The 19,282-nt window shown below is 62.6% G+C and carries 22 protein-coding genes; 16 read left to right on the top strand and 6 right to left on the bottom strand.

Annotated features, from left to right (window positions below; translation table 11 throughout):
- Positions 1–73: 73 nt before the first annotated feature.
- Positions 74–592: a prepilin peptidase gene (locus FJ951_RS01730; RefSeq protein WP_140513204.1), complete on the bottom strand. Its 519-nt coding sequence runs from the start codon at positions 590–592 to the stop codon at positions 74–76.
- 161 nt (positions 593–753) lie between these two features.
- Positions 754–933: a Flp family type IVb pilin gene (locus FJ951_RS01725; protein WP_140496730.1), complete on the bottom strand. Its 180-nt coding sequence runs from the start codon at positions 931–933 to the stop codon at positions 754–756.
- Positions 934–1,253: 320 nt separating this feature from the next.
- Between FJ951_RS01725 and FJ951_RS01720 the strand changes: the two genes are divergently transcribed.
- From FJ951_RS01720 to FJ951_RS01710, 3 genes are all read left to right on the top strand, one after another.
- Complete coding sequence (locus FJ951_RS01720) at positions 1,254–1,676, top strand: pilus assembly protein N-terminal domain-containing protein (protein ID WP_140496732.1); 423 nt, start codon at positions 1,254–1,256, stop codon at positions 1,674–1,676.
- Positions 1,677–1,803: 127 nt separating this feature from the next.
- Positions 1,804–2,385 (top strand): TadE/TadG family type IV pilus assembly protein, encoded by a 582-nt coding sequence (locus FJ951_RS01715; protein WP_140513202.1) that lies wholly within the window; start codon positions 1,804–1,806, stop codon positions 2,383–2,385.
- A 40-nt stretch (positions 2,386–2,425) separates the two neighbouring features.
- Positions 2,426–3,046 (top strand): TadE/TadG family type IV pilus assembly protein, encoded by a 621-nt coding sequence (locus FJ951_RS01710; RefSeq protein WP_140513200.1) that lies wholly within the window; start codon positions 2,426–2,428, stop codon positions 3,044–3,046.
- Between the two features lie 5 nt (positions 3,047–3,051).
- Here FJ951_RS01710 and FJ951_RS01705 read toward each other — a convergent pair whose 3' ends face one another.
- Entirely contained in the window at positions 3,052–3,969 is a 918-nt protein-coding gene (locus FJ951_RS01705; protein ID WP_140513198.1) for a PhnD/SsuA/transferrin family substrate-binding protein, read from the bottom strand.
- Between the two features lie 135 nt (positions 3,970–4,104).
- Here FJ951_RS01705 and FJ951_RS01700 point away from each other — a divergent pair, with 135 nt between their 5' ends.
- From FJ951_RS01700 to FJ951_RS01660, 9 genes are all read left to right on the top strand, one after another.
- Positions 4,105–5,346: a phosphopentomutase gene (locus FJ951_RS01700; RefSeq protein ID WP_140513196.1), complete on the top strand. Its 1,242-nt coding sequence runs from the start codon at positions 4,105–4,107 to the stop codon at positions 5,344–5,346.
- Positions 5,339–6,229 carry a bifunctional DNA-formamidopyrimidine glycosylase/DNA-(apurinic or apyrimidinic site) lyase gene (gene mutM, locus FJ951_RS01695; protein ID WP_140513194.1) on the top strand — a complete coding sequence of 297 codons (891 nt, stop codon included), beginning with the start codon at positions 5,339–5,341 and terminating at the stop codon, positions 6,227–6,229. Before FJ951_RS01700 ends, mutM begins: the two co-directional genes overlap by 8 nt.
- 41 nt (positions 6,230–6,270) lie before the next feature.
- Positions 6,271–7,044, top strand: coding sequence for an enoyl-CoA hydratase (locus tag FJ951_RS01690; protein ID WP_140513192.1), 774 nt, complete (start codon positions 6,271–6,273; stop codon positions 7,042–7,044).
- Positions 7,045–7,251: 207 nt separating this feature from the next.
- Entirely contained in the window at positions 7,252–7,518 is a 267-nt protein-coding gene (rpsT, locus tag FJ951_RS01685) for a 30S ribosomal protein S20 (protein ID WP_140496747.1), read from the top strand.
- Positions 7,519–8,366: 848 nt separating this feature from the next.
- On the top strand, positions 8,367–9,911 hold the full coding sequence (gene dnaA, locus FJ951_RS01680; RefSeq protein ID WP_140496749.1) for a chromosomal replication initiator protein DnaA: 1,545 nt from the start codon (positions 8,367–8,369) through the stop codon (positions 9,909–9,911).
- Between the two features lie 200 nt (positions 9,912–10,111).
- Positions 10,112–11,230, top strand: coding sequence for a DNA polymerase III subunit beta (gene dnaN / locus FJ951_RS01675; protein WP_140496751.1), 1,119 nt, complete (start codon positions 10,112–10,114; stop codon positions 11,228–11,230).
- 11 nt (positions 11,231–11,241) lie between these two features.
- Positions 11,242–12,384: a DNA replication/repair protein RecF gene (gene recF, locus FJ951_RS01670; protein WP_140513190.1), complete on the top strand. Its 1,143-nt coding sequence runs from the start codon at positions 11,242–11,244 to the stop codon at positions 12,382–12,384.
- A gap of 39 nt (positions 12,385–12,423) precedes the next feature.
- Positions 12,424–13,182 carry a molybdopterin-synthase adenylyltransferase MoeB gene (locus FJ951_RS01665; protein ID WP_140496755.1) on the top strand — a complete coding sequence of 253 codons (759 nt, stop codon included), beginning with the start codon at positions 12,424–12,426 and terminating at the stop codon, positions 13,180–13,182.
- A gap of 2 nt (positions 13,183–13,184) precedes the next feature.
- Positions 13,185–13,673: a GNAT family N-acetyltransferase gene (locus FJ951_RS01660; protein ID WP_140513188.1), complete on the top strand. Its 489-nt coding sequence runs from the start codon at positions 13,185–13,187 to the stop codon at positions 13,671–13,673.
- 30 nt (positions 13,674–13,703) lie between these two features.
- On the opposite strand, the gene FJ951_RS01655 is transcribed toward FJ951_RS01660, so the two are convergent.
- The gene (locus FJ951_RS01655) at positions 13,704–14,705 is read right to left on the bottom strand and encodes a D-glycerate dehydrogenase (protein WP_140496760.1); all 1,002 of its coding nucleotides are present in this window, start codon (positions 14,703–14,705) and stop codon (positions 13,704–13,706) included.
- Positions 14,706–14,853: 148 nt separating this feature from the next.
- On the opposite strand from FJ951_RS01655, the gene FJ951_RS01650 reads away from it, so the two are divergent.
- Positions 14,854–15,414: an SH3 domain-containing protein gene (locus FJ951_RS01650; protein WP_140496762.1), complete on the top strand. Its 561-nt coding sequence runs from the start codon at positions 14,854–14,856 to the stop codon at positions 15,412–15,414.
- Between the two features lie 43 nt (positions 15,415–15,457).
- Here FJ951_RS01650 and FJ951_RS01645 read toward each other — a convergent pair whose 3' ends face one another.
- Both FJ951_RS01645 and irrA read right to left on the bottom strand, forming a co-directional pair.
- Complete coding sequence (locus tag FJ951_RS01645) at positions 15,458–15,817, bottom strand: DUF4260 domain-containing protein (protein WP_140513186.1); 360 nt, start codon at positions 15,815–15,817, stop codon at positions 15,458–15,460.
- Between the two features lie 85 nt (positions 15,818–15,902).
- Entirely contained in the window at positions 15,903–16,334 is a 432-nt protein-coding gene (gene irrA, locus FJ951_RS01640; RefSeq protein ID WP_181172194.1) for an iron response transcriptional regulator IrrA, read from the bottom strand.
- 242 nt (positions 16,335–16,576) lie between these two features.
- Between irrA and fabA the strand changes: the two genes are divergently transcribed.
- Genes fabA through fabI form a run of 3 tightly spaced genes read left to right on the top strand, consistent with a single transcriptional unit; the run spans position 16,577 to position 19,209 of the window.
- Positions 16,577–17,095, top strand: a complete 519-nt coding sequence (gene fabA, locus FJ951_RS01635) for a 3-hydroxyacyl-[acyl-carrier-protein] dehydratase FabA (protein ID WP_140496768.1) — start codon at positions 16,577–16,579, stop codon at positions 17,093–17,095.
- A 49-nt stretch (positions 17,096–17,144) separates the two neighbouring features.
- Positions 17,145–18,365, top strand: coding sequence for a beta-ketoacyl-ACP synthase I (fabB, locus tag FJ951_RS01630; RefSeq protein WP_140496770.1), 1,221 nt, complete (start codon positions 17,145–17,147; stop codon positions 18,363–18,365).
- A 31-nt stretch (positions 18,366–18,396) separates the two neighbouring features.
- On the top strand, positions 18,397–19,209 hold the full coding sequence (gene fabI, locus FJ951_RS01625; protein WP_140513182.1) for an enoyl-ACP reductase FabI: 813 nt from the start codon (positions 18,397–18,399) through the stop codon (positions 19,207–19,209).
- Positions 19,210–19,282 lie beyond the last annotated feature (73 nt).

Here is a 19,282-nt window from a genome sequence, read left to right as displayed (position 1 = left end):
CGCAGCCACGGACAAACAGCCAGCCCCGCTCCGCGGAGCCAGCCGCAACACAGCCAAGGAATGATCGGTAAGGTCAGGCCGCCAGCCTGGCCAGCGCCCAGACCATCAGGGGCGAATCCGGGTAGGTCAGCAATCCGCCCAAACCGAGCGCGATGCCGTAGGGAACCCCGGTCGTCTCGTCCGCGAAGTGACGCAGGAACGGATTGCGGCCGGTAAAAACCGCAAGCGGCGACTTCCGGTAGACGAGAATGGCAAGCGTCAGCAAGCCGCCTATGAAGGTCGAGACCACGAGATACTCGACGAGCTGGATGTTGAGTCCCATCCACACGGCGGTCGCGGCCAGCAGCTTGGCATCACCGCCGCCCATGCCGCCCATTGCAAAGAGGCCGAACGTTGCGGCAAGAACCAGCGCGCCGGCGGCGAAATGCCAGCCATAGGCCGCCCATTCCATGCCGGTCAGCGGCGCAACCAGCGCGAAGACGACGACGAGCAGCACCGGCACGCGATTGGCGATCGTCATCGACAGCATGTCGGAGATCGCGGCGAACAGCATGCAGAACGGGAAGACGACGAAGATCAGGGCTTCAAGCATCGGCGCTATGCCTATTATCGGATTAAGCCGCACTCAATCTAAGCATGTTCGATTAACGATTGATGAGGCCCAGGGCAAAAAGACATTGAATAGAACAAGGGCCGCCAGGTGGCGGCCCTTGTCCAGAACGCAATCCAAGCGCTCAATATACTTGACGTCGTTCAGGGCGTCGGGACGTTGTTCAGGGACGTTCCGATAGCTTCGAACTTGGCGTTGATGGCGTTGCCAAGCGCGCCGGCGCCGACGATGATGGCGAGCGCGATGAGGGCGGCGATCAGACCATATTCGATAGCGGTCGCGCCGGATTCGTCCTTTACGAAACGTGCAATGAGATTAGACATTCGAGAGCTCCTACTCCACGTGTTACAGCACTTCCGTCAACTTCTGTGATGGTTGATCGGATGCTGCCAATCTAGGGAGAAGCTCTTTCGATCGACTTAATAAACAGCCTTACCGATTCCTTTCCCGGTTGGAACATATTGCGTGGTTAACTATGGGCTAAGCGCCGGCCGAGGCGCAATTCCCAGGCAAGCAGCCGCAAAAGAAACAGCTCCGCGGCGCGTATGACGATCGCGGCATATGGCGCCCGGGCCTGCTTAACCGTTGGTTCACCAATCTCGTTCATGTTCCGTTGAACAGTCCGCCCGCCTGGAGCGCGTCAATGGCCGAGCCGAAATCGTCGATCCTGATTGCCGTGCTTCTTGCCGCCGTGAGCTTTGTCATGCCCGCCAGGGCCGACACCGGCATCGAGGTCACCATGAACCAGGCCAAGATCGTCAAACTGTCGCGCCCCGCCGACACGATCGTGGTCGGCAACCCGGCAATCGCCGACGCGTCCGTGCAGGACGCCTCGACGATCGTGCTGACTGGCAAGGGCTTCGGCGTCACCAACCTCGTCGTCCTCGACCAGGATGGCAGCCCGATCATCGATGAACAGATCACCGTCGTGCGGCAGGCGGCCTCGTCGGTGCGCATCTACCGGCGCGCTGAAGTTCAGACCATGTCCTGCACGCCCTATTGCGAAAGCTCCTACAAGAGCGAAGCCGAAAAATCCTCAGAAGCCGAGATGAGCGTCAGCCGGTAGGCACGCGGTCCAGGTTAGCGGGTGGTTAAGGCGCCCGCGGCGACTTTAACGATCATTCAAACCGGACTTCAACTGGTTTGCACTAGTACACCTGCCGAGACCGTCTGGGGATGGGCAGGATCAGAGCATGAGCATCGAATTCGTCTCGACAAGCGACCGCAAGGCAAGACGGGCACGGCTTTTCGCACGCTTCGCCGGCGACCGCCGCGGCAGTACGGCACTGGAATTCGCGCTGCTCGCATTGCCGTTCGCGGTTCTTGTCTTCGCCATCCTGGAAAGCTGCATCTCATTTGCCGGCCAGGAAGTTATGGCCAACATCACCGACGACATCGCGCGCAAATTGCGCACCGGGCAGTTGAGACCGGCCGACGTCGCCGGGGACAAGTTGAAGACCATGATCTGCGACAAACTGAAGATCATCGTCTCGCAGGATTGCCCAAATCAGCTGGACGTGGACCTTCGCGCATATACCACGTTCGCCGACGCGGCCACGGCCAGCTTCAAGATCGAGAATGGCGAGATCATCTTGATGCAAGGCGCCAACTCGCAGCCCTTCGCGACCACGCCGGGCCTGGCAGAATCGAAGAACATGCTGCGGGTCTTCTACAAATGGCCCGTCATGACCGATCTTCTGGCTCAGTCGATGGGCGGTAACAAGACACTGCATTTTGCATCGGTGACCTGGCAGAACGAGCCATTCGACAACTGAGTTCGCGGCGGAAGCAAAAGCCAAGAAAAGGGCAACGGGCATGATGCGTGCGGGGGCACATCCAGAAATGGCAGGACGCTGGGGGAAGTGGGTCGGTTTCATACGCGATCGCCGCGGCATCGCGGCGGTCGAGTTCGCCCTGATCGTCCCCATCCTGCTGATCATGTATTTCATCACAATGGAGGCCTCTCAGGCCATCGAGACCAGCAAGAAGGTCAGCCGCATCGGCAGCATGGTCGCGGATCTGGTCACGCAGCAGCCGACCATCGTCAAGGCGGATCTGGATGCCATCATGAAGATCGGCACCTCCACCTTGCAGCCGTACAATCGCTCGAAGCCGGATATCACCATCACGGCAATACAGGTCACAACCGACACGCCGCCCAGGGTGAACGTGGTGTGGTCGCGCAAGGTGGTCAATGGTGCTTACAGTATCGGCACCGCCCTGCCCGCAACCACTACGGTTCCGGCAACGCTCAGGGTCGCAGGCACCTTTCTCATTCGTGTCGAAAGCAAACTTGGTTACAAACCGATCATCACCTGGTCCGCAGACAGCTCACAGACGGCCGGATTGACGACGGTCTTCAACAACATATCGATGGGCGAGACCTATTATCTGCGTCCGCGCAGAAGCCTGACGATCCCCTGCGGCGACTGCTGACGACCCTATCGCCGCACGCCACCGTCCGACACCAGACGCACGATGGCGTGCGCCATCTCGTAATCCTTGGGAACCACGGTGGCGAAACCGCCGGAATGCCTCGATTCCAGCAGGTCGTAGATGTCGGGCGTCGTCGATTTGAGATTGGTCAGGAAAACCGCCAACCGGCGCTTGGCTTCCGGGTCGAGATCGCTACGCACCGCGTGAGGACCGTATCTCAGCAAACCCGACGTCCATGCGACTTGAAGGGCGGTCGCCGAAAGCCCGGCGGCTTCGAGCCTTGCCTGCGTGCCCGATAGTCTTGGCTCGCCGTCGGCCGCCGCCGTCGCCCAGCCGAACAAGGCATCGGCCTGGCCATCGACCAGCATTCCTTCCGCGGCCGAGGCGGAACCGGCGTGAACCAGAAACGATGCGTCCTCTGCGATCTTGACGTGCTCGGCAGCCAGTCCGGCCAATGGCAAAAGAGAACCAATGCTGTCCGCCGGCGGCATGGCGATCCGGTGGGTTTCCATCGCGGCCAGGCTGGGCACCTTGCCATCCTTCGTCAGCAGCACGGCGCGGATGCCGACCGCGCCATCGGAATCGACCGGTGCCACAAGCGGTTCGACGCACTCGCAGCGTCTTGACGCCGTTGCATAGGCGGTCGCCGAGTAGACGGCATATTCGATGCGGGCATTGGCCTGCGCATCGATCAGCGCGGCATAGTCGCGGGCAACGACGAACTCCACCTTCATGCCCAGCGCGTTGGTAAAGGCCTCGGTCAACCGCGCCAGGCCTGGAACGGTGTTGGCTGCGCCGGGTTCGGCGACGATGCCGATGCGAAACGTGCCGATATCGTCACGCCAGTCGGCGCGCGCCGAGCCGGACCAGACCGCGCCTTGCGCGATCATGAGAGCGGCGCATGCCTTCAGGGCAGCTTTCATGGGAGACCCGGTCCTGCGATCCGTCAGTGAATTGGTTCCGGACTATCGCGCCGAGCGGTTGCCGTTTGGTTTCCGAATTGCCAATGCCGCCGTGGAACCCTATGTCTGGATGCTCAAACCGGCAACAATGTTCTCATGGCGCGTGCTTTCCTCTTCGTCCTGGATTCCTTCGGCATAGGCGGCGCCGCCGACGCCGAACGCTACGGCGATGCCGGTGCCAACACCTTCGCCCATATCACCGAGGCCTGTGCGGAAGGCCGCGCCGATCGCGAAGGACTTCGCCAGGGACCGTTGTTTGTTCCCAACATGGCGTCGCTCGGACTTGGCAAGGCTGCCGAGACCGCGACGGGGCTGGGCTTTGCCTCTTTCGGGACGGATCTCGTCGCCAATGCCTTCCACGGTGCCGCCCAGGAGGTTTCGAGCGGCAAGGACACGCCATCCGGCCATTGGGAGATAGCCGGCCTGCCGGTGCGTTTCGACTGGGGCTACTTTCCCGACGCGGTCCCGGCCTTTCCCTCCGAACTGACCGAGGCCATCATCCGCGAAGGCAAGGTGCCGGGCATTCTCGGCAACTGCCACGCGCCTGGCACCGAGATCATCGAACGGTTCGGTGAGGAGCACGTCCGCACGGGCAAGCCGATCTGCTACACCTCCGTGGACTCAGTCCTGCAAGTCGCCGCGCACGAGGTCCATTTCGGCCTGGAGCGGCTCTACGAATTCTGCAAGGTGGTGCGTCGCCTGGTTGATCCGTTGAGGATCGGAAGGGTGATCGCCCGACCGTTCGTCGGCGAGACGGCAGCCACTTTCGAGCGGACCTACAATCGACACGACTACGCCGTGCCGCCACCCGAGCCGACATTGCTCGACCGGCTGACGGCGCGTGGCAGCCGTGTCATCGCCGTCGGCAAGATCGGCGACATCTTTGCCCATCGGGGGATTTCGGAAGTGCGCAGGGCCGCGGGCAACATGGCCATGTTCGACCAGGCGCTTGATGCAATGGATGCGGCCCGCGACGGCGATCTCGTCTTCGCCAATTTCGTCGATTTCGACACCGAGTTCGGCCATCGCCGCGATGTTGCAGGTTATGCCGCCGCGCTCGAGGCCTTCGACCGGCGACTGTTGGAAGCATTCGCGAGATTGCGACAGGGCGATCTGCTGATCCTGACGGCCGACCACGGCAACGACCCGACCTGGCGCGGCACCGACCACACACGCGAACGGATTCCGGTGATCGGCATCGGACCGGGTCTGACGGGCGGCGACATCGGGCTGAGAACGACATTCTGCGACATTGGTGAAACCGTGGCCGAACATCTCGGGTTGGCGCACGGCCGCTACGGCACTTCCTTTTACCCGGATATGGGCGGCCATGCCTGAATTGCCCGAGGTCGAGACGGTCCGGCGCGGGCTGGAGCCGGTTCTGGAGGGTGCCCGCATCATCCGCGCCGAGGCACGCCGGCCGGACCTGCGTTTTCCATTCCCCGAAAAATTCGCCGAGCGGCTGATCGGCAAGACGATCACGGCGCTCGGACGCCGGGCCAAATATCTGACGATCGATCTCGAAGGCGGTCCCGCCCTGATCTGCCATCTCGGCATGTCGGGCTCGTTTCGCATCGAGACGGCCGACGCCGCCAAAATGCCCGGCGTGTTCCATCACGAGCGGTCGAAGAGTTCGACGCACGACCATGTCATCTTCGATGTCGCCTCTCGGGACGGCACCCGCTCGCGCGTGGTTTTCAATGATCCGCGCCGCTTCGGCTTCATGCTGTTTTGCGAAGGGCCGCCGGACACCCATCCGATGCTGGCGGGGCTCGGCGTCGAACCCACCGGCAATGCGCTTGATGGAGTGCTGCTGGCCTCGCTGCTGAAGGGCCGGAAATCGCCGCTGAAGGCCGCTCTTCTCGACCAGAGACTGATAGCCGGGCTCGGCAACATCTATGTCTCGGAGGCGCTATGGCGCGCCGGGCTGTCGCCGCTGCGCGAGGCGGGCACGATAGCCAAAGCCGGCAAGAAAGCGGGTGAGCAAAGCCGGGGGCTTGCCGTGGCGGTCCGCTCGGTCATCGCAGATGCCATTGCGGCCGGCGGATCGTCGCTGCGCGACTACATGCAGACCGACGGTTCGCTGGGCTATTTCCAGCACTCCTTCGCGGTGTATGACCGGGAGGGCGAACCCTGCTCCAAGCCTGGCTGCGGCGGCCATATCGAGCGCATCACGCAGAGCGGCCGCTCGACCTTCTATTGCCGGACCTGTCAGCGGTGAGCTAGATCGATCTTCAATTGCCTGGAAGAGGAGCCGAAGCCATGGCCTATGAAACGATCGTCGTTGAAACCAGGGGCAAGGTCGGGCTGATCACCTTGAACCGGCCGAAGGCGCTCAATGCGCTGAATTCCCAGGTCATGGCGGAATTGGTGGCCGCGGTAAACGTGTTCGGGGCAGATGACGGCATCGGCGCGATGGTCGTCACCGGTTCCGAGAAGGCCTTCGCCGCAGGCGCCGACATCAAGGAAATGCAGTCGATTTCCTACGTCGATGCCTACATCAAAGACTTTTTCGTCGGCTGGGAAGAATTGACCCGGGCGCGCAAGCCGATCATCGCGGCGGTGGCGGGCTATGCGCTGGGCGGCGGCTGCGAACTGGCGATGATGTGCGACTTCATCATCGCCGCCGACACGGCAAAATTCGGCCAGCCCGAAATCACGCTCGGCGTCATTCCCGGCATGGGCGGCTCACAACGCCTGACCCGGTTCGTCGGCAAGTCGAAGGCGATGGACATGTGCCTGACCGGGCGGATGATGGATGCCGCGGAGGCCGAGCGTTCCGGGCTGGTCTCGCGCGTCGTGCCTGCCGGCGAGCTTGTCGAGGAGGCCGTCAAGGCGGCGGCCAGGATCGCCGATTTTTCGCTGCCGTCGGTGATGATGGCAAAGGAAGCCGTCAACCGAGCCTATGAAACGACGCTCGCCGAGGGGCTGCGGTTCGAACGTCGACTGTTCCATTCGCTGTTTGCGCTCGACGACCAGAAGGAAGGCATGGCGGCCTTCGCCGAGAAGCGCAAGCCGAATTTCACCAATCGCTGACAGCGCACCTCCGGGGCGCGAAATGCTTCGGCGTGGCTGAAAAAATGCTCCGGCGCGACGACAGCCAAAAAGAACGCCAGCCAGCGTTGACGCGCCGGGAAAGCTGAACTATAAGCCGCACCAACCGAGGCGGCCCTGTGGCTGCCCGTTTGTTTTTTGTGCCCTGCGGCATGCCGCATGCGCCGACCAGATCAGAAGAGAGGCATCATGGCCAATACATCCTCGGCCAAAAAGGCAACGCGCAAGATCGTCCGCCGCGCGGCGATCAATAAAAACCGCCGCTCGCGCGTCCGCACTTATGTGCGCCAGGTCGAGGAGGCGCTCGCCTCCGGCGACAAGGCCGCCGCGCAGGCGGCGTTCAAGGCCGCCGAGCCGGAATTGATGCGTGCCGCGACAAAGGGCGTGATCCACAAGAACACCGCGGCCCGCAAGGTTTCACGGCTGGCCCAGCGCCTCAAGGTGCTGTCGGCCTGACGTCCCTTTCCGGACTGATCTTCTGAGAACCCGGCCGATAGTGCCGGGTTTTTTCGTTTGCCGGCAAGCACTTAAAAAGAATACTCGGAAACGGCGTCGAAAGCGGAGTTTGCGGTCCGAAATGCTTTGCCGGCATATGCGTGCCGGCTGATGGTCCAGATACTTGAAAAGTGTCGGCTAAAAAATTCTCCCTCCGCAGAAATAATCAATATTTCCCAGCTAGTTACAGATAGTCATCCACACGTTGTCCACAGCGCGGCGAAGCGCCAGGAGAACAACTGGCTGTCAAGCGATTTATTTCACAAAATTTCGCGCCAGCCCGGCTTTTTCATATTCGCCGGAAAAGGGTTTGAATCACAATGGCTTTGTCAAACTATAGTGCTGCCGCATGGCGCTTCGGCGCGCCGGACCTAACCAGATTCCTTAAAAATCCGTTAGACGTGGCCTTGCCCTATCCACAGCGATTTCGGTAATGTCGGTCCATCGAAAGGGATGGGCCGGGTGGCCCTGACCCAGCCTGAATGGGCCAGCTTAAATTGGCGGGGTTTGTGGCGCGGATCAAGTCCGCGGACAGGGTTGGTTTGCTCTTTTTCGATACGGTAGGGGACTGGCGTAACTATACATGGCAGGTCGACAGCGCCGGCGATTTTCGCCGGACGGTGTTGCATTGCCCTGACATACCCAACACGGACTGGCTTCCATGGGCCGGCACCGGTTCCCTGGATAATGGGCGACGTTCATCTGCCGGCGGCGGCAGCGGGCGTCGCAGCAAAGCGCAGTCGCTGGAACACGGATGCAGGAGGCGCATCCCCGGCGGAAAAACAGGTACAGAGACAAGGAACTCGATCATGCAGAGCGGCGTCGAAAGGGAGCTTACCAATGACATCCCATTTTCAGGAAATCTGATCGGAGCTGATGAGATGGCGGCTTCCAGCGACGCGGAACAGAAGTTCGACCGGGTCAAGGCCCAGTTGAAGGCGCGCTTGGGAACCGAAGTCTATTCGAGCTGGTTCGGGCGCATGAAGGTCGCGGAGGCTTCAAAGGGCATCGTTCGCATTTCGGTGCCCACTGCCTTCCTGCGCTCGTGGATCAACGGCCATTATCTCGACCTTATCTGCGAGCTTTGGAAGCACGAGGATCCGGAGATCCTCAAGATCGAGATCATCGTGCGCACAGCCACCCGACAGGGACGCAGCCATGCCGAACCGGAATTGGCGCCGGCGCGCAAGATGACGCGACAAACGCAGACGGCGCTGGCCGCCGGCACCGTAAGCCCCGGCAGGCTGGAGCGGGCTCCGGCGCCGCGCCCGGGCATGCCGGCCGAGAGCGAGTTCCGCCACAATGTGCTGGGATCGCCGCTCGATCCGCGTTACACGTTCGCCTCTTTCATCGAAGGGCCGTCGAACCGGGTGGCCTTCGCCGCGGCCAAGGCCGTGGCGGAATCGCAGTCGAGCGCGGTGCGCTTCAACCCGCTCTTCCTTCATGCGACGGTCGGCCTCGGCAAGACCCATTTGTTGCAGGCTATCGCCGCGGAATCGCTGAAGCAGAACCCGAAATCGCGCGTCGTCTACCTGACGGCGGAATATTTCATGTGGCGCTTCGCCACCGCGATCCGCGACAACAATGCCTTGACGCTCAAGGAACAGCTTCGCGATATCGACCTGCTCATCATCGACGACATGCAATTCCTGCAGGGCAAGTCGATCCAGCACGAATTCTGCCATCTGATCAACATGCTGCTCGACAGCGCCAAGCAGGTCGTCGTCGCCGCCGACCGGCCCCCGTCGGAACTGGAATCCCTCGAACCGCGGGTCCGCTCGCGCCTTAATGGCGGCGTCGCGCTCGAAATGTCGGCCCCCGATTTCGCCATGCGCCTGGGCATGCTCAAGCTGCGCCTCGCCACCGCCAGGCACGACGACGCTTCCCTTGACATCTCCGACGAGATCCTCAATCACGTCGCCCGCACGGTGACCGGCAGCGGCCGCGAACTGGAAGGCGCCTTCAATCAACTCCTGTTCCGCCAGTCGTTCGAGCCGCAGATCACCATCGATCGCATCGACGAGATCCTCGGCCATATCTACCGCACCGGCGAGCCGAAGCGGGTCCGTATCGAGGATATTCAGCGCATCGTCGCGCGGCACTACAATGTGTCGAAGACCGAGTTGCTGTCCAACAGGCGCACGCGCACCATCGTCAAGCCGAGGCAGGTCGCCATGTATCTGTCCAAGGTGATGACGCCGCGCTCGCTGCCCGAGATCGGGCGGCGCTTCGGCGGCCGCGACCACACAACGGTGCTGCACGCAGTGCGCAAGATCGAGGATCTTTCCGGCGGCGACAACACGCTGGCGCAGGAACTGGAACTGTTGAGACGGTTGATCAACGACCAGGCCTGAGCCGTTCGAAAACGCCTAGCGGCGTGCTTCGCCGCCTTTATCCCCAGAAAGCCCGCGTAGCCGGCCCGAACCGGTCGCGCGGGCTTGCGTTTGCTGGTTTTTTCCTGTCAGTTTACGCAGATTCTGAAGCCTGTTCAGACCTTTCGCGGGACGCCGCCAGCCGGAGACCCGCTCATTCATTCAAGCGAGCCTGGTTCGTCATGCGTGTTATCCTGGAACGGTCAAATCTCCTGAAGTCGCTCAACCACGTCCACCGCGTGGTCGAACGGCGCAACACCATACCGATCCTGTCCAACGTGCTGCTCAGCGCCGAAGGCGCCAGCCTGGAAATGAAGGCCACCGACCTCGACCTGGAGGTGACGGAAGCGACGCCGGCCAAGGTCGAGCGGGGTGGCGCGACAACGGTTCCGGCGCATCTGCTCTACGACATCGTGCGCAAGCTTTCCGACGGTGCCGAGGTGATGCTGAAGACGGACGAGGACGGCAACGCCATGACGGTGACCTCCGGCCGCTCGAGCTTCCGACTGCAATGCCTGCCGCAATCGGACTTCCCCGAGCTTTCGGCCGGATCCTTCTCGCATATCTTCCGGCTCGACTCGGTCGCGCTCAAGGGGCTGATCGAGAAGACCCAGTTCGCCATCTCCACCGAGGAGACGCGCTATTATCTCAACGGCATCTATCTTCACACACATGAGGTCGGCGGCAAGCTGAAGCTGCGCTCGGTGGCGACCGACGGCCATCGCCTGGCGCGCGCCGAGATCGACGCGCCGGCGGGTTCCGAAGGCATGCCAGGCATCATCATACCGCGCAAGACGGTCAGCGAATTGCAGAAGCTGGTCGATGATCCCGACGTGGCGGTCACCACCGAACTGTCGGACACCAAGATCCGCTTCACCATCGGCAGCGTCATCCTGACTTCCAAGCTGATCGACGGCACCTTCCCCGATTATCAGCGGGTCATTCCCACCGGCAACGACAAGAAGCTGATCATCGACCGCCAGAGCTTCGCGGCCGCCGTCGACCGCGTCTCGACCATCTCCTCCGAACGCGGGCGCGCGGTGAAGCTTTCGATCAGTGAGGGCCAGGTGACGCTTGCGGTCAACAATCCGGATTCGGGCAGCGCCACCGAGGAGTTGGCCGCCGACTATTCAGCCGACCCGATCGAGATCGGCTTCAACGCCAAGTACCTGCTCGACGTTGCCGCACAATTGACCGGTTCAGAGGCCCGGTTCATGTTGGCCGACGCCGGTTCGCCAACGCTGATCCACGACATGGCCGATGAAACCGCGCTTTATGTGCTGATGCCGATGCGGGTGTAGAGCAGTAGCGGTTGCCGGCACAAACCCATATAAGTAAGCTTACACTTACCAATTTCCGCAACTATGCGGCGCTGTCGGTCGAGCTTGAGCCGGGCGCGGTGGTGTTTTCCGGTGACAATGGCGCTGGCAAAACCAATCTGCTGGAAGCGATTTCCCTGTTGACGCCGGGCCGCGGCCTGCGCCGCGCGCCTTACGCGGACGTCGCGCGTGAGGGCGGTGACGGCGGCTTTGCGCTGCACGCACGGCTCGACGGACCTGACGGCCAAGTCGAGATAGGGACGGGCATTTCGGGTGGCGACAGTCTTGGCGAGGGCGGCAGACGGGTGCGCATCAACGGCGCCACGGCGCGATCCGCCGAGGACATGCTGGAATGGCTGCGCGTCGTGTGGCTGACGCCGGCCATGGATGCTCTGTTCACCGGACCGGCCGCGGACCGCCGGCGCTTTCTCGACCGGCTGGTGCTGGCGATCGATCCAGGCCACGGACAGCGCGCCCTCGACTATGAAAAGGCGATGCGCGGCCGGAACCGGTTGCTGACGGAAGGTTCGCGGGATTTGAGCTGGTTCGAGGCGATCGAGATGCAGATGGCCGAGACGGGCGTGGCGATCGCCGCGGCGCGCGCCGAAATGGTGCGCCTTCTGGCCGCCATGATCGACAGGCTGCCCGACAGCGGCCCGTTTCCGCAGGCCGATATCGGCCTGTCGGGCGATCTGGAAGCCGAGATCGCCAACACGCCGGCTGTCGACGTCGAGGAGCGGTTCCGCCGCACGCTCGCCGGGGGCCGCGACCGCGACCGCGCCGCCGGGCGCACGCTCGAGGGCCCGCACCGCTCCGATCTCGTGGTCCGGCACCGACCCAAGGCGATGCCGGCGGCGCTGTGTTCGACCGGCGAACAGAAAGCCTTGCTTGTCGGCATTGTCCTGTCGCATGCCAGATTGACCGGCGAGATGTCCGGCTTGACGCCAATCCTGCTGCTCGACGAGATCGCGGCACATCTCGATGGTGGCCGGCGTGCGGCGCTGTTCTCGATCCTGGAGGAATTGAACTGCCAGGCTTTCATGACGGGAACCGATGCTGCGCTGTTTTCCAGCCTGGCGGGCCGGGCGCAGTTCCTGATCGTGGATCACGGCACGGTCGCGCCGATGGCTGTGTGAGCACCTGACAAGGTTTTTCTCCCGCTATATGATCGAGCCATGATCGCCACCGCCCTCACCGACGAAGAACTCGAACGCTATGCCCGCCACATCGTGCTGCCCGAAATTGGCGGCGCCGGCCAGCAGCGCCTGAAGCGAGCGCGGGTGCTGGTCATCGGCGCCGGCGGATTGGGCGCACCAGTGCTTGAATATCTTGCCGCAGCCGGCGTCGGTACGCTCGGCGTGATCGACGACGACACGGTTTCGCTCTCCAACCTGCAGCGGCAGGTGATTCACGGCACGAACACTGTCGGCATGCTGAAAACCCACAGCGCCAAGGCGGCAATTGCCCGCATCAATCCCAACACCGCTGTCGAAATCCACACATTGCGCCTGACCGCGGACAATGCCCAAGCCCTCGTCGCCCGTTACGACGTGGTCGTCGACGGGTCCGACAATTTCGAGACGCGCTATGTCGTGGCCGATGCCTGCGCGGCGGAGGGAAAGCCGCTGGTGCACGCCGCCGTGGGCCGTTTCGATGGCTCCGTGACCGTGCTGATGCCGTTCCAAGCCGATAGGGACGGCACCTCCAACCCCGGCTACCGCGACCTCTTCCCGGAGGCCCCGCCGCCGGGTCTGGTGCCGTCCTGCGCCGAGGCCGGGGTGCTTGGCGTGCTGACTGGGGTCATCGGCACGTTGCAGGCGATGGAAGCCATCAAGCTGATCACCGGCATTGGCGAGCCGCTGATCGGACGACTGCTGCTCTATGACGCGCTAGCCGCGCGTTTCGAGACCATCCGCTACAAGAGACGAAACTGACGTTGACGCGCACTGCCGATATCGTCATCACCCGGATTCCGGCCGATTTCGACCGCTGGAACGAAGTGCTCGCCCTGATCCTGCGCGCATTCGCCTTCATGGACGGCATCATCGACCCGCCGTCCTCGGCGCACCTGCTCACCGCGGAAACCTTGCGCGACAAAGCCCGCCGCGAGACCGGCATGCTGGCGCTCAGCGGCAACAGGATCGTCGGCTGCATCTTCGCCCTGGAACGAACCGACCACCTCTATGTCGGCAAGCTCGCCGTCACGCCGGACTGTCAGGGCCAGGGCATCGGCAGGTTGTTGATGCAAGCCGTCCAGGATTTTGCCCGCAGCCGCGGCAAGGCCGCAATCGAGCTGCAGACGCGAATCGAGCTGGCTGGGAACCAGGCAGCCTTTGCCCGGCTCGGTTTTCGCGAGACCGTGAGAACGGCGCATGAAGGTTATGCGCGACCGACTTCGGTCACCATGCGCAAGACTGTTTCGTAAGTTTCCACTTACATTATGTTGCGAAGCCGCTCAGGTCCTGAGCGGCAGCACGCGATCCGGCGGGCGGTGGCCGTCGACGAAGGCGCGGATGTTGATGATCACCTTCTCGCCCATGTCGATGCGGCCCTCGAGCGTCGCCGACCCCATATGCGGCAAAAGCACGACCTTGCCCTTGGTCGCGAGCTTGAGCAGTTTTCCGTTCAATGCGGGCTCGTGCTCGTAGACGTCGAGTCCGGCGCCGGCGATCCTGCCATCCTGAATCAGCTTGACCAGCGCCTCCTCGTCGATGATGTCGCCGCGCGCAGTGTTGACGATATAGGCGGTGGGCTGAAGCAGCGCCAGCCGCCGCGCCGAAAGCAGATGGAACGTCGCCGGCGTCGAGGGGCAGTTGACCGAGATGATGTCCATGCGGGCCAGCATCTGATCGAGGCTTTCCCAATAGGTCGCCTCCAGCCCGTCCTCGACCGCCTGCAGCACGCGATGGCGGTTGTGATAGTGGATGGAGAGGCCGAAGGCCTTGGCACGCCTGGCAACGGCGGTGCCGATACGCCCCATGCCGACAATACCGAGCCGTTTGCCCCAGATGCGCCGGCCAAGCATCCATGTCGGCGACCAGCCAGCCCATTTCTTGTCGCCGGTGAGTACATTGGCGCCCTCCGCCAGCCGGCGCGGCACCGCCAGCATCAGCGCCATCGTCATGTCGGCCGTGTCCTCGGTCAGCACGTTGGGCGTGTTGGTGACGGTGATGCCTTTCTTGGCCGCGGCCGCCACGTCGATCTTGTCGACACCATTGCCGAAATTGGCGATCAGCTTGAGGTTTTCGCCGGCCTGGGCGATCAATGCCGCGTCGATGCGGTCGGTGACCGTCGGCACCAGCACGTCGGCCTCCTTGACCGCCGCGACCAGTTCCGGCTGCGTCATCGGCCTGTCCTCGACGTTCAGCCTTGCGTCGAACAGCTCGCGCATGCGGGTCTCGACAGGGTCGGGCAGTTTTCGCGTGATGACCACGAGAGGCTTCTTTTTGCCTGCCATTGTTTCCCTCGTTGAGACCTCTTTAACCAAGACCGGCGAAACTGGAAGCCGGTCGCGGTAGCCGATTTACCCATGTACCAAGCGGTGCCGCCGAAGACAAAGAAAAAGGGGCGCCGGGGCCGGCAGGCCAGCGCCGAAAGGAACGAAAGTGTCTGGTTTCGCGTCGCTTCGCCTGACCCTCAGCGCAGCATTTCTCGGCGCTCTGCTCTATTCACCCCAACTGTGCGCGCAAGGTGCAGCAGCCCCCGCCCAGAGCGTCGTCACGCTCGGGCCGAGCGGCCTGCCGCTGCCACGATTCGTCAGCCTGAAATCCGGCCGCGTCAATTCGCGTGTCGGGCCGGGCGCCAACTACTCGGTCGACTGGATGTATCTGAAGGCAGGCCTGCCGATGGAGATCATCCAGGAATTCGACACATGGCGCCGCGTGCGCGACGCCGACGGTTCGGAAGGTTGGATCAACCAGTCGCTGCTTTCGGGCCGGCGCACGGCGATCGTGGCGCCGTGGCAGCGCGGCAAGGGCGCCCAGATCAATCTCCTCAGGAGCCCCGAAAAGGACGCCAGCGTGGTGGCGATCGTCGAGCCGGGCGTCATGGGCACGATCAAATCCTGCGACGGCCAGTGGTGCGAAATGACGCTCGATGGCCACACCGGCTGGCTCGCCCAATCCGTCGTCTGGGGCGCCTATCCCGGCGAACGGGTCAAGGACTGATTTTTGGCCTTGCCCGACTCGTTTGAACCGCAGGCCGGACCGTTTAGCGGCCGATGCGGCCGAGATGGGTATCCTGAAAGCTGCTCGACAGCTTCAAGCCGTAGCCCAGCGCACGATCGATAGCGATGTGGGCGATCCAGATCAATGCAACCGCTATAGCGGCTGCATTGCCGAACAGGCTGCCGGCAAGCACCAAAAGCATTGGCGGGACCAAGATGTGGAAGGCATTGTAGCACGCGGCGCCGACGCGCGGCCCGGCGAGATAGCCGAACATGGACAGATCAGGCGCCAGGATCAACAAGGCGAACAACCACCAGGACGCACCGGCGAGTGCATAAAAGACGATAGCGGACACCGCGACAGCGGCCCATTCCAGCCGGATAGCCAGATCGAGCGGCTTCATTCCTGGCCGTTCACACGTGCCTGGCCGTTCATACGTGCCCAGCCGTTCATACGTGCCCGGCCGTGCATACGTGCCTGGCCCCCGGTCATTCGGCGCGTTTGGGGCGCAGCCTCACCACGATGTCGACATTGGCGATCTCCATCCCCTCGGGTGGTTCCGGTAGGTTGGTGACGGTGACCGGACCATCGGCGATGTCGAAAATCCGGTTTTCGCCTTCGATATAGAAATGGTGATGATCGGAGGTGTTGGTGTCGAAATAGGTTTTGGCGCCCTCGACAGCGAGAATGCGCAGCAGTCCCGCCTGGGTGAACTGGTGAAGGGCGTTGTAGACGGTGGCCAGCGACACCGGCACGCCGGCGGCGACGGCCTCCTCGTGCAGTTCCTCGGCCGACAGATGGCGGTCGCCCTTGGCGAAAAGCAGGTCGGCAAGCGCAATGCGCTGCCGTGTCGGCCTCAGGCCGGCTTCACGAACCCGCTTGTCCACAGCGACATTTTCCTTCCGGCAGCCCCGGTCCATCTGGTCGTCCAAGCTCACAGTTCCGCCTCAAGACACGTCCAGAATGGCAAAAAAATGGATGTCTGCCGAAACCGGACCCCTTTCGACATATATTCTGTCGTCCGGATGCGATCAATAGCGCGCATTGACCCGGCAAGACTGGCGGGTTAAGCGCAAACGCCGGTTTCCGGCCTGAAACAGATTGTGTTAGGACACCAACGACAAGGGCGCGCCAGCGCCTGGGACATATGGGAACGAGATTGATGGCGGGTTCGAAATCCAGCTACGACTACGAAGAATTGCTGGCCTGCGCCCGCGGCGAGCTGTTCGGACCGGGCAATGCCCAGTTGCCTTACCCGCCGATGCTGATGTTTGACCGCATCACCGAGATCAGCGAAACGGGCGGGGCTTTCGACAAGGGCTTCATCCGCGCCGAATTCGACATCAAGCCGGACCTGTGGTTCTTTGCCTGCCATTTCATCGGCAATCCCATCATGCCTGGATGCCTGGGCCTCGATGCCTTGTGGCAGCTGACGGGTTTTTATCTCGGCTGGCTGGGGGAACCCGGCAAAGGCATGGCGCTGTCGACCGGCGAGGTCAAGTTCAAGGGAATGGTCACGCCCTCGGTTAAAAAGGTCGAGTATGGCGTGGAATTCAAACGTGTGATGCGTGGCCGGCTGGTGCTGGGCATCGCCGATGGTTGGCTAAAGGCGGACGGCGAACCCATATACGCGGCAACGGACCTGAAAGTCGGTCTGTCCAAGCAGTCGGCGGTCGCTTGACCGTCGCCCTGGCCGACCTCGTGGCCAGCATTCCTGGAAGGAGTTGCGAATGAGACGTGTCGTAGTCACAGGCCTCGGCATCGTGTCGTCGATCGGCAACAATGCCAACGAGGTGCAAGCCTCGCTGCATGACGCCAAATCCGGCATCAGCTTCTCCGACTCCTTCGCCGAGCACGGCTTCCGCTGTCAGGTCTGGGGCGCGCCGACGCTCGATCCCAGCGCCATGATCGATCGCCGCGCAATGCGCTTCCTGAGCCAGGGAGCGGCCTGGAACCATGTCGCCATGGACCAGGCGATCGCCGATGCCGGCCTTGGCGAGAGCGACATCACCAATGAGCGCACCGGCATCGTCATGGGCTCGGGCGGGCCTTCCACCCGCACCATCGTCGAGGCGGCCGAAACCACGCTCAAGAATGGCAGCCCCAAGCGCATCGGCCCATTCGCGGTGCCGAAGGCGATGTCGTCGACCGCGTCGGCGACGCTGGCCACCTGGTTCAAGATCCACGGCGTCAACTATTCGATCTCGTCGGCCTGTTCGACCTCGGCGCATTGCATCGGCAATGGCTACGAACTGATCCAGTGGGGCAAGCAGGACATGGTGTTCGCCGGCGGCCACGAAGATCTCGACTGGACGATGTCGGACCTGTTCGATGCCATGGGCGCCATGTCGTCGAAGTACAATGACAGGGCATCTGCCGCTTCCCGCGCCTATGACGTCGATCGCGACGGCTTCGTCATCGCCGGCGGCGCCGGCGTGCTGGTGCTCGAGGAACTGGAGCATGCCAAGGCGCGCGGCGCCAAGATCTATGCAGAGATCGTCGGCTACGGCGCCACCTCGGACGGCTTCGACATGGTTGCGCCCTCGGGCGAAGGCGCGGTCCGCTGCATGCGGCAGGCGCTGGCGACCGTCACCACCCCGGTCGACTACATCAACACCCATGGGACCTCGACGCCGGTGGGGGATTCCCGCGAAATGGGCGCGATCCGCGAGGTGTTCGGCGAGAAGATGCCCTTCATCACCTCGACCAAATCGCTGACGGGCCATTCGCTGGGCGCGGCCGGCGTGCAGGAATCCATCTATTCGATCCTGATGATGCAAGGCGGTTTCATCGGCGAAAGCGCCCATATCGAGACTCTCGACCCCGAATTCGAGGGCATGCCGGTGGTGCGAAAGCGCATCGACAACGCCAGGATCGACACCGTTTTGTCCAATTCCTTCGGCTTTGGTGGCACCAACGCAACGCTGGTTTTCCAGCGCTATTCCGCATAAGGCCACGTTTTTTCCACGAGGATTGGCGATCATGGACGGATTGATGAAGGGCAAGCGCGGGCTTGTCATGGGCGTCGCCAACGATCATTCGATCGCCTGGGGCATAGCCCGGAAACTGTCCGAACATGGGGCCGAACTTGCCTTCACCTACCAGGGTGACGCCTTCGGCCGCCGGGTCAAGCCGCTTGCCGACAAGCTCGGCGCGGCGCTGGTGGTTCCCTGCGATGTCGAGGACAGCGCCTCGGTCCACGCCACCTTCGAGACCTTGGGCAAGGCCTGGGGCGGGCTCGACTTCGTGGTCCATGCCATCGGCTTTTCAGACAAGAATGAGCTCAAGGGCCTCTACGCCGACACCAGCCGCGACAATTTCATCCGCACCATGGTCATCTCCTGCTATTCCTTCACCGAGGTCGCGCGCCACGCCGCGGCCCTGATGCAGGATGGCGGATCGATGATCACCCTGACCTATGCCGGTTCGGTGCGCGTCATGCCGAACTATAACGTCATGGGCGTCGCCAAGGCCGGCCTCGAGGCCAGCGTGCGCTATCTCGCCAACGATTACGGCCCGCGCGGCATCAGGGTGAACGGCATATCGGCCGGACCGGTGCGAACGCTTGCCGGCGCCGGGATTTCCGATGCGCGCCACATGTTCTCTTACCAGCAGCGCAATTCTCCGCTGCGCCGCACCGTGACCATCGACGAGGTCGGCGGCTCGGCACTCTATCTCCTGTCCGACCTCGCTTCCGGCGTCACCGGCGAAATCCACTATGTCGATTCCGGCTATCATATCGTTTCCATGCCGACGCTTGAGGAGCTGAAGCAGACGGATCGCGCGAGCGAATAGGCCATTTCGCGAAATAGTCTTTCTCCTGCGAAGAAATAATTCCCTTCCAATAAAATTGGATGCATTCGCGGAA

This window comes from Mesorhizobium sp. B2-2-3 (genome assembly GCF_006442405.1).
Lineage (GTDB): Bacteria > Pseudomonadota > Alphaproteobacteria > Rhizobiales > Rhizobiaceae > Mesorhizobium.
The sequence above is the reverse complement of the archived record's forward strand: the minus strand, read 5'-3'. Positions and strand labels throughout refer to the sequence as shown.